The sequence below is a fragment of the Methylobacterium sp. ME121 genome, from assembly GCF_000974725.1.
GTDB classification, from domain to species: domain Bacteria; phylum Pseudomonadota; class Alphaproteobacteria; order Rhizobiales; family Beijerinckiaceae; genus Methylobacterium; species Methylobacterium radiotolerans.
Map to the genome: position 1 here is coordinate 53,988 of NZ_BBUX01000030.1, position 10,436 is coordinate 64,423.

The 10,436-nt window shown below is 65.7% G+C and carries 9 protein-coding genes; 6 read left to right on the forward strand and 3 right to left on the reverse strand.

Annotated elements, in window-relative coordinates; translation table 11 throughout:
• Window positions 1-16: 16 nt before the first annotated feature.
• Window positions 17-1,144 carry a hypothetical protein gene (locus ME121_RS18745; protein ID WP_206407042.1) on the forward strand — a complete coding sequence of 376 codons (1,128 nt, stop codon included), beginning with the start codon at window positions 17-19 and terminating at the stop codon, window positions 1,142-1,144.
• Between the two features lie 23 nt (window positions 1,145-1,167).
• Entirely contained in the window at window positions 1,168-1,839 is a 672-nt protein-coding gene (locus tag ME121_RS18750; RefSeq protein WP_059409439.1) for a hypothetical protein, read from the forward strand.
• 486 nt (window positions 1,840-2,325) lie between these two features.
• On the opposite strand, the gene ME121_RS18755 is transcribed toward ME121_RS18750, so the two are convergent.
• Both ME121_RS18755 and ME121_RS18760 read right to left on the reverse strand, forming a co-directional pair.
• Complete coding sequence (locus ME121_RS18755; protein ID WP_089231462.1) at window positions 2,326-3,627, reverse strand: calcium:cation antiporter family protein; 1,302 nt, start codon at window positions 3,625-3,627, stop codon at window positions 2,326-2,328.
• Between the two features lie 46 nt (window positions 3,628-3,673).
• On the reverse strand, window positions 3,674-4,270 hold the full coding sequence (locus tag ME121_RS18760) for a DedA family protein (protein ID WP_245337836.1): 597 nt from the start codon (window positions 4,268-4,270) through the stop codon (window positions 3,674-3,676).
• A gap of 179 nt (window positions 4,271-4,449) precedes the next feature.
• Here ME121_RS18760 and ME121_RS18765 point away from each other — a divergent pair, with 179 nt between their 5' ends.
• Entirely contained in the window at window positions 4,450-5,970 is a 1,521-nt protein-coding gene (locus ME121_RS18765) for a phospholipase D-like domain-containing protein (RefSeq protein ID WP_089231460.1), read from the forward strand.
• Between the two features lie 800 nt (window positions 5,971-6,770).
• On the opposite strand, the gene ME121_RS33820 is transcribed toward ME121_RS18765, so the two are convergent.
• Window positions 6,771-7,304 (reverse strand): hypothetical protein, encoded by a 534-nt coding sequence (locus tag ME121_RS33820; protein WP_179240006.1) that lies wholly within the window; start codon window positions 7,302-7,304, stop codon window positions 6,771-6,773.
• 182 nt (window positions 7,305-7,486) lie between these two features.
• On the opposite strand from ME121_RS33820, the gene ME121_RS18770 reads away from it, so the two are divergent.
• The 3 genes from ME121_RS18770 (at window position 7,487) to ME121_RS18780 (ending at window position 10,398) form a co-directional block, all read left to right on the forward strand.
• Complete coding sequence (locus ME121_RS18770) at window positions 7,487-8,071, forward strand: PepSY domain-containing protein (protein WP_024828372.1); 585 nt, start codon at window positions 7,487-7,489, stop codon at window positions 8,069-8,071.
• Between the two features lie 786 nt (window positions 8,072-8,857).
• Entirely contained in the window at window positions 8,858-9,253 is a 396-nt protein-coding gene (locus ME121_RS18775; protein WP_024828371.1) for a flagellar basal body rod protein FlgC, read from the forward strand.
• A gap of 692 nt (window positions 9,254-9,945) precedes the next feature.
• On the forward strand, window positions 9,946-10,398 hold the full coding sequence (locus tag ME121_RS18780; RefSeq protein ID WP_127992109.1) for a hypothetical protein: 453 nt from the start codon (window positions 9,946-9,948) through the stop codon (window positions 10,396-10,398).
• Window positions 10,399-10,436 lie beyond the last annotated feature (38 nt).

Sequence of the window (10,436 nt, forward strand, 5' to 3'; positions counted from 1 at the left end):
GCCCGCTCATCGGTTTGTGTTCGGCGACCCGGGATTCATCTCCCGCCCCGGAGTTGCGTTCGGGCGGCCCTCAAGAAGCCTCGCAAGGCCCTTCGACTGTGCTTCGGCCGCCTCGGGCGGCATGGGCCATGCGCTCGGTGAAGTTGCTACCGCCTCGGGCTTTTCTCGCGAGCGAACGGCAGTGAGCATGGCGTCGGGTCCGCCTGGACCTGTCGCCGGCCCGGAGACGATCGCGATGCCCGACCGAAGTGAAGAATGCGATGGTCACATGCCCGGCACGGGAAGCGACCTGTCGAGGATGTTCGCCCTCGACCGACAGGGAGCGTTCCCGCACGCCGGCGATGACCGCGCGCGACCGCAAGGCGATCCGGAGCAGTGCCGGCAGGCGTTCGATCTGGCGTTCAGTCGTGAAGACGCGGATCCCGCCGCGGTCCGTCCCGTCGACCTGAACGCGTCACTGCTAGAGACGTTCGGCCCCGACGGGGTGCTCGGCATCCGCGAATTCGTCGACCGCCACGCACGGCTCATGGCGAGCCGGTCGCGCCGCATCGAACGGTTCCCCCGGCCGGATCCCGATCCGCGTGCATACGAGGCGGCGGGTGCCTTCGCCGGCCGGTGCCACCGCCTGCGGCTCCTCTCGGTCGAGGCCGGCCCGGGCGGGGAGCCGCGCCACCGGCTGATCGACCGGGAGATGTCGTTCGCGCTCCAGGGCCGCCGCGCGGTCCGGATCCGCGGTCTGACGCAACAGGAGCAGGCCCGCAAGATTCGCGGCGAGCGAGCCCAGGCCCGGCGGGCGGAGACGCTCGACCGGAAGGCGCGGGAGGCCGCCACGCCGGTCATCGGACGGCTCGTCGACGCGCTGGTCCGGCATGATCGCGACCACGTCGTGCCGCCGGCCTGGCACGACGACGGGTACCTGCCACGCGAACTCGTCGGGCGGCGCATCGCCGAGGCGGCCGCCTTCATCGTCGAGTACCATCACGTGGCCGGTTTCGACCGGGCCCGGCTCGCGCGGTGGCAGGCGACCCTGACCGGTCGGGTCCGGCAAGCCCCCAGGCCGAGGCTCCTGACGGCGGGCGCCGCGGCGATCGCGTCGGATGACGAGGCCGCGCTCCTCGGCCTGGTGCGGACCGACGAGGCGTGATGACATCGCCGCGAGGGCCGAACATGAGCGCGAATGACAACCGCTGGCCTGAGTTCGAGGACCGAACATGCGCGGTCGACCTGGCGCGGCGGATGGCTGAGGCGGATGAACGCTTGCGCGTCGCGCCGCGTGACATGCCGACGTTGCAGCGCCGCCTTGAGTACGTTCTCCGGGCCTTCGAGACCGATGACCTGGCGGTGGTGTGCCGCGCGGCCGATGGTACGCCGACCGGGGCCAACCTGACGGGACATGGCTTCGATCTCGCCGCGAGGTTGAGCCGGGGCGACTTGGCGCTGTTCCCCGCGATGGGCAGGGTGAAGGCGGTGAGGCACTGGAACCGGTGTCGGCTCCGCACCGTCCGCGAGCGATCCAATGATTTCGGGCCACCGCGAGACGGTCCGGCGAGGGTGGTGGCGACCGCGCCGTCGCACTATCGGCTAGCGGACGTCGAAGGATCCGAGACGGTCGTTCTCATCGACCCGATCGAGACCTGGCAGTCTCACCCGGCCCAACTCTCGTACGGGCGTAAAGTGGCGACCGTTCGATCGGCCTGGGAAGTCTTCTCGATCGAAGGCCGTTCCCACGGTTTGCTTTTTGAGACGTCGAACGGATACGAGGGCATCGACGCTAGCGGCGGGCATCGCGCCGAGGACACGCTCCCGGGCGCCGTTTGGCAGATCAGCGTCAACTACTGACAACCGAGTTGGGCGACGCAGCGATTTCTTGGAGCGGAGAGGCGGCATCGCACCTGCGCATGCCCGGATCTGGCCGCATCGACAGCGCGGGATCCGTGTGGCGCATGCCCCTTCGCCAGGCCTCATTTGCCCTCGCCTTTCCTGCCGGACGGGGTTGGCTGAGCGGGGTCTCAACCTTGCGGATTGCCGGCGACGCGTTTCGGCTCGCCGGTATGCATAGCGTGGCCTGAAATAAGCGCCCCTTGAGATCGGAATAAGCGACCCTTGAGCCCTGTGCGCTCTTCGAGAGCGACCGCGCCAGTCATCGACGGCCGCGAATAAGCTGCCCCGAACGCGAACGGGGCCATGCGGCCTCACGCCCTACGGAGCGATCTGCAAAGCCTGGAAGGGTGCGCCCCCCTACTTATCCAGAACCCGCACCACCAAGCTCCGCGACCAAACATCTAGCCCACGCGGAATCCCCTCCGCCGCCTGGGCTAGATCGTCTCAGCCAACGAGCGAACTGGCTTCTCGCCCGCCCCGCCGCGGGGCCGGATCGTCCCTGTTTTCGGACGGCTCGACGTCGGAGACATCGCCCGTGATTGCGCTGCGCAGCAGAGCAACGAGCCGCCGCCGATTGACCAGGAACAGGAGGCCGGCCAGCCCAAGGTAAGTCCAAGCCAGCCAAGTCAGCGTCGTGATCGTGCGCGCCTCGTCGTTGCGGTAGACGAAGGCCAGCCCGACCTGAACGGCGAACAGACCAGCCAACGTTAGCGCGGACACCAGCCCGAAGCGTAGGCGCAGCAGTAGCGCGATGCCGAGCAGCGACTGGGCCGCCGTCAGGAAGAACTCCTCGCCCTGGCGCGTATCGAGTGGCAGGGGGCTCGTCGCGCCCGCACCAATGCTCAGGGCGAGCGGCAGCATGCCGACGAGCAGGGTCCACTGATTGATCTTGTCGCTGATCATCGCGATCAGCCCGTCACCGGCACGGTTGGCACGCACGAACAAAACCGCCACCGTTATCGCCGGGGCCTCGCTGGCCAGGGGGGCCAGCCACTGGATCAGCAGGAACTCGTTGAGCCCAATCGCCCGGCCCGTGTTGACCATGGCCTCGGCGAAGGGCTCGGCTGAAACCAGGATCACGCCACTCGCCGTCGCCACAAGTCCGGCCATTGCCGCCCATTGCAGGCCCGGAGACAGTGTGTCGAGCGCCGCGGCTGGTCCCGGCTCCTCGGCTTCCTCCGGATTGTCGCTCTTCTGCATGCTGCGCACGCGCCAGACATAGGTTCCGAAAATCGCGAGAAGCACGACGAAGTCGACGAGCGAGATGGTGCGCTTGAGGACGATCACGAAGGCGTAGAGGCTGGCAACCAATAGGAACCCGACCTCGACGGCGTTGCCGGGCGCGAGGCCGATCGAGCGGTGGCGGTCCTTCATCCAGTGCAGCGCCACCATCAGCGGCCAGGCCAGGCCGACGAGCAACCGATTCGCGCCCGTCATGTTGGCGGCCGCGTACTGCGCGTACCGCGAGTCCGGGCCGGAAGCGCCAGCCATGTAGGCATAGTAGATGTCGACGGCGTATTCCGGCAGCACGGTCACCAGCGCCACTGCTGCAAGGATGAGGCCTTGGGAGACGTACTGCTCGGCCGTCTCAGCGCCCCAGGACAGCAAAAAGCCAGCGGCCAGGATGGCGATGCCGAATGCGGCGACATCGACAAAGGGGCTCAACCGCCAGCCCCCGAAGCGGAGGATGACGGCCGGAAGGGTTGCCGCGACAGCGACGGCAACCAGCATCAGAAAGCGCTTCACGCGGGATCCTTCGCATCATGCTTCGGCCTGCCCGCCTGTCCATGCCTCAGCCCCGAGCGCCCGTCCCGGGCTCGAAGGTGGCAATACGGTAGAGATAGAGCACGAGCGCCAGGATCAACACGCCATTGCCGATCGGCTCGACGAAACGGCCCACTAGGAGGTAGTTCTCGCCAAGCCAGTATCCGGCCGCCGTCAGCAGCCCGGTCCAGACGATCGTGCCCAGGGTCGAGCAGACCAGAAAGGGCGTGAGCGGCATTGCGGCAACCCCGGCCGGCACCGAGATGAGGCTGCGCACGCCCGGGACGACGCGTCCGATCAGAACGGTCACGCCACCGCGTCGGGCGAACCAGGCGCCGACCCGGTCGACCTCCGCCGGGCTCAGGGTCAGCCAACGACCATGCCGGGCGGCGAAGCGTCTCAGGCGCTCGCGCCCCAGCCAGCGCCCCACGCCGTACCAGATCAGCGCTCCGGAGAGCGATCCGGCCGAGCCGGCGAGGAACACGCCGACGAGGCTGAGTTCGCCGCGTGCCGCGGCAAAGCCTGCCAACGGCATGATAAGCTCGGAGGGGATCGGCGGGAAGATGTTGTCGACCAGCATCAGCAGGAAGACGCCGAAGGAGCCGGTCCGCTCGATCGCAATCACAATCCAGTCGACCAGCGCAATCTCCCCTCAAGCGGCACCGAGCCGCGGCCTTCACCGCCGCGGTTCACGTCGGGAACGCGCCGAGTAGGCGCGGGTTCATACCGGGGCGCCAAAGCGAAGCCCGCATCGTGCCAGCGCGACGATGCAGCGAGCAGGTATCGGGAGAACGAGACGCGCTGATGCATCATCCACCCCACACGGCACCGGTCGCGCTCACAGGCGGCACAGAGTTGCTGCAGCCAAGCTTGACCTGCTGGCGTATCGAGCGGACAGCGCGTTTTGCCCCGATCATCGATGCTGCCGCATACTTCGCTCATCTGCGCAGCGCTCTCTTGGGCGCCCGCCATGCGATCCTGTTCATCGGCTGGGAGTTCGATACTCGCATCAAGCTCGATCCCGATCACCCGCTGCCGGGCTTGCCGGAGGAGCTTGGGCCGTTCCTGGCGGAACTCGGTCGGCGCAGGCCAGAGCTCAGCATTCGGGTGCTGCAGTGGAATTTGGGGCTCCTTGGCACCCTGGCGCGCGGAACTACGCCACTCTACCTCCTGAATTGGATGCGCGCTCGCGGCTTCCAGTTCCGACTCGACAGCGCCCACCCGCCCGGGGCCTCGCATCACCAAAAGATCGTGGTGATCGACGATGCGCTCGCCTTCTGCGGCGGCATCGACATGACAGACGACCGCTGGGATACCCGCGCCCACGATGATCATGATGGACGGAGGGTGCGCCCGTCAGGGCGGCCCTACGCGCCGTTCCACGATGCCACGGTCGCGGTAGACGGCGCGGCTGCCGCGGCCCTGGGTACCCTCGCTCGCGAGCGCTGGCGGCATGCCACCGGCGAGCGGATCGCGCCGCCCGGTCCGCCCGTGCAAGATCCTTGGCCTGATGGGTTGACGCCGCTTCTGCGCGACGTGGCGGTCGGAATCGCTCGGACCGCGCCTGCCTATCATAGCCGCCCTGGCGTGCATGAGATCGAGCGACTCTACCTCGCCGCCATCACAGCCGCTCGGCACACGATCTACATAGAGAGCCAATACTTCGCCGCACGCTGCGTCGCCGAGGCCGTTGCTGCCCGCCTACAGGAGCCGGATGGAGCCGAGATCGTTGTCATCAACACAGCTCGCGCCGTCGGTTGGCTTGAGGAAAAGGCGATGGGGCGGGGCCGAAGCCGCGTCCTGGCACACATCCGCTCGGCGGATCGCTATGGGCGCTTCCGCATCTACCGTCCCGTGACGGCGAACGGGCAGCCGATCTACGTGCATGCAAAGGTGATGATCGTCGACGACCGGGTGCTGAAGATCGGCTCATCCAACCTGAACAACCGCTCGATGGGTCTGGATACGGAATGTGATTTGGCCGTCGAGGCCGCGTCCGATCAAGGAACCGATCGAGCGGTCGCGGCGGGAATCCGCGGCTTGCGGAACGCTCTTCTAGGCGAGCATCTCGGCGTTCCGCCGGATGAGGTCGCAAGATCGCATTCCCGCACGGGCTCGCTCATCACCACGATCGAGGCTCTGCGCCGGGAGGCGGGGCGTACCCTGGTCCCGCTCGACGCATCAGCCGTTGAGGTCGTGAAGCCGTTGAGCGACGGTGAGCTTCTTGACCCCGAGCGGCCCGAGCCGGTCTGGCGGGCTGCGATGCACGCCTTGGCCGCCAAGCGCCACCGTAGAGCCGATCCCGCAGCATTCCCTAGATGGTGACGGGGGGGTGCGGTCATGATTTCCAAACATATCGGAGTAATAGGACATATTTGTCCCTATAAATGTTATTGCCCTGCTGATTCTTCAGGCGAGGTTTGTTGATTGATGAGCCAAAATTTGAATTATTGCTTTCCTGTGCAGGCTGGTAGATTTGGTCCGATGCTTTTCCATGGTAGACCACGCCAAAATGTATATTGTTTCTAATTTCGGTGACGATATGAAAAATCGGAAGGCCTATAGCAAACAAAACTTCGCCATCAAAGGATAGGTATATTAGTTGCTGAGATTCAATATCCTATGTGCCGCTTCTTGCGAAGGCCTGATATGTGAGCCTGGTATTTTGTTCTTTGCGCGCCTGGTTCAGGGATCGGAGAGGCCGACGCAGCCTCTAACCCCGAAACGGTCCGGAAGCCGTATGGCGGCGAGAACGTGAGGGGCATGCGGCTCGGCCCCAAGAACGGAGCGGCAAGCGCGGCGGATACGGCTGACGACCCATGAACGAAGTCACGTTCACCTTTCCATCATGCACGAGCTGCGCGAATACAAACTGAAGCCTCGGTCACGTAGGCTTCAAATCGATGGGGCCCAATTCATGGGCGGCGCAGATAGTGTTCGATGAAACGTTGCGGAGGCCGTGGGCGAAAGGGATGGGTGACCGATGAATACGCTCGTAGTCGGCGGCCCCGCTTCTTGGTTGACAGCCGCGGTCGATCTCAGCTGTCACCATCGGACTGTGATGGTCGCCGGCGGCGCCGATAGCCTGGTTAGATGCTGCGGTCGGCGGCACGCCGACTGCAGCATCACGCTCTCCCTTTTGATCCAGCCGACGGAACCGATGGTCGCTCGCCACGGATCGACGACTTCGAGTTCCAGCGAAATGAGTTCCTTCGACCGAATTGGTCGCGGCGGGCGCGTGCTTGGCGATCCTCAGGTGTGGCCGCATGGAGCGCCGCGTCCGGATCGAGCCGCCGGACGCGGCCGATCTCGCGCGCGCCGTACCGTGGCCGCCGTGTACCTGTGCCCGACGGCGGCCTATCCGGTTCGCCATCGAGTTCGCCTGGGTGAAAGGACTTCGCTCCCAGGATGGACCGGCCCCAGGCGGGTCGGATACCCGGGGCGGGTGGGTCGATCGGGCCGACGCTAAGGCTGTCGTTCAAACCGATCACGCGCTTGAGGATACCGAGCGACAGCTGGGTCTTGCGAAGGATGTCCGCGACGGTCGTGCCAAACGCCATGTGGTAGGTCTCGACGCGCTCTCTCATGCGAGTCCTGATATTGCGCGGCAGGGTATGGGGCGGCATCGATACGCAGTGTAAAAAGCGCAGCAATCCCATCCGCTGCGGCATCCGTCGGGCGGAAACATCGATGCGAGGAAGACGATCATCGGCTCGGGTGCAAGCCTGAACCAGGCATCGTGAAATCTCTGACGGCCGGAGGTGCTGCCTCTGGCCGCCCTGTTGCACTTGCGCCGCGACCGCACTGCTTCGTAACTGTTCGAGAACCGACGGAAGACGCCATGTCCCGAATTGCCCTTTCCATCGCGCTGCCAATCATGGTTGGCCTCGCCACGGCTCAGACGGGCGCGATCGCCCGAATTGCGGCGCCGGCGGCTATCCCTTCGAGCGGCGTGCAATTGGCCCACGGCACGACCGGCCACAGAGAGCGCGATTACGAAGGGCTGCCGGCCGCCAAGGTCTCTCTGGTCGAAGCCCTGGAGATTGCCGAGGGCGAGGGGCCTGGCCGCGCTATCATGGCCGAGTTCGAGGGCGGGATTGGCAAGCCTTGCTACGAGGTCAAGCTGCTCAGCGACGATGGCAAGCTCACCCATCATCGTGTCGACGCTAATTCCGGTCAGGTGACCAAAAGCGACGATCATCCGATCGAAAGCTATTTCACTTCATTGAAGCCGTCTAACCTGCGAGATGTCGATTTGAGCTTAAGGCAGGCGGCCGTCATTGCCGCGAAAACTGGCGGCAAGGTCGCGGAAGCTCAAATCGAACGCGAGGATGACGGCGTGCAATACAAAATCACGGTGGTGACTAACGGCGAGGGGCACGAGGTCAAGGTCGGGGCTGACGGAAGGATCATACCGAGCAGATAGGACTGGCCCGGCCCCGGAGGAGCCCCACGTCCGCCCCGGCTGCATCGACTCCGCCATCCATCGAACCGGTTCCTCGCACGCGCCGCTTCGCCTCGGGATCGCCCTTGGTTCCGGACGGCTCAGGGGCGAAGCGAGCGCGGGTGTTTGCGTTGCTCCGAAAGACACGAAGCCGCCGCCAAGTGATCGGGAACGGGGGACTGGCCAGCCCGAGAGGTGTCCAAGACAGCATCGTGATCGTGCGCACCCCGCCGCCGCGGCGGACGACGACAGTACGACATGCGTCGCAGGCGTCTTGCCGAGATCGTGAGCCTCGGCCGCTCGCCCGAATGGGCTGATGCCTGCACTGATCGCGATCTTTCCGCCGATTGAGTCCTGCAGGCGCGCGACCGCGGTGGCGAGATCGTGGTCAACGTGGATCTCGACTGCCCATCCAAACCGGGGCCGGGGATCTAGGAGATGATCGCGACGACCCGGCGTCGATTGATCTGTCGGGTCGTCGGTTCGAGTTCGAAGACAGGTCCGACGACGTCGCACGGGTAGGTCGACGATCGTTGCCAACCGTCGGTGGCGGCTCAGCTGCGGACGTCCTGGTTTGCCTGCGTTGTGGGCGGCAATGCGGTCGCGCGCAGTCCGCCGGATGCCTGCACAAGCAACGGGGCCAGCGTCGGAACGGTATCTTTCGCGCCTGCACCGGATCGAGGAGGGGTGGCTTTCACCAATCGTTAACCATGCCGACGATCAATTGTCCGCGAGGGGCCTCAGTGCACAAGCGGGTTTGATGCATCGATGGGTGAGGTCACGGGGCGCGATCTGGCGATCGGGGGCATGCGGGTGCAGGCAGCGCGCTTGCGAGTCATCATGGAGAATCTCGCTAACGCAGAATCGACGGCGGCCACGCCGGGAGGCGACCCCTATCGACGCAGGCATGTCCTGTTCGAACCCGTCGGCGAGGATCCGTCCCCGAGGCTGCGCGTCGCCGCCAACACCTCGGCCTTTCCGCTCAGGCGGATGGCCGACCACCCTGCTGCGGACGCCGCGGGCTTGGTGAAGTTGCCCAATGTGAACAGCGTTGCGGAAACCATGGATCTCCGCAACGCCATCGGCGCCTACCAAAAGAACCTGGACGTGGTCTCCGCCTTCGAGCGGATCGAGCAAGCGACGATCGACGTCCTGAAAGCTTAGATAGATGTGAGTCGGAGCCGAAGGGCGCCCTCCCTCGGGAGAGCCAACATCCTCGAAGACCGAAGGAATTTCGATTCGAAGTGAGGCCCCGGTCGGCGCCGGTCAGGACCCTGCGGCCTTCCCGATCTTGGTAGAGGAACCAACGGGCCAACTTGGTTCTGGTTGGGAGCCGCTTCGAAGCCGACCGGCAGCTCGACGCTCCCAATCGGCAGGTGCGGCGGCAGGGGCCGGACGCGCGGGCCTAACAGCGAAAGGTCGCTCCTGCGTGGCCTGCGTCGACCGGCTGCCGCCCCCCGCCGAGGCGTGGCATCGGGTCTACGAACCGTTCACGGATGTGCGGGCCGCTTTGGGAAGGCGGGTAGGGTTCGTCGACGAGCGCGACCGGCTGTGACCCGAGGAGACCCGACAGGTTTTCCGGGCCCGGGCAGCGCTCGTGACAAGGACGCAGCGAGGGCCGATGCTTGGGCGGAGGGAATCGGCCTCGGTCAGCTCCGCCGCGGTGATCCGCCGCCCGCCTCGCTGGCCGGTCACGCGAGTTGCGGTTATGTCGCGGGGCCGGAGTCCTAGCCCGGCGGTCGAGAACGGACGTTCGGGCGCCAAGGCCGGTCGGTTCGGTGGCTTGGCCCTGCCAAGCTCGACGCGGACCGCGGCGCGGTGCACGATGGCTGGTTAAGGAGTTCTTGATATGTTCCGTGGCAGGCACGCATGTCGGGATCGATTCGGGGTCGGCTGAGATGGCACGCATAACGCTCGACGGCTTCATCGAGGCGTTCGCCGCCTACCTGATAAAGCGTGGGCGCAACATGGTCAGGTTGAACGATCCCGACGTCCGGGACGGCCTGTACCGCGTCTACCTGTTCCTCGATGGGTTCGCCGGCGTGGACGGGGCGGCGGACAAGGATCTGAGGCGCTCGATCGTGAACATCAGGAACGTCTTCAGGCCCAGTCCGATCGGCTCGTTCGATCGCTTCGAGACGCTGCTGCGCGCCAAGCAGGTGTACCTGACGGACCATCCCAACCCGTACTATCAGGACATCGTGATCAAGTTGCCGGCCGAGATGGCCGACCGGATCGTCGCCGGCCTTGACGACGCCACGTCCGATCTCGCCCGGGACAGCGTGGACCGATACCTGGCTGCCGGATGACGTGACGGGCATGGGCGTCAGGCGGATCAAGGCGAGGC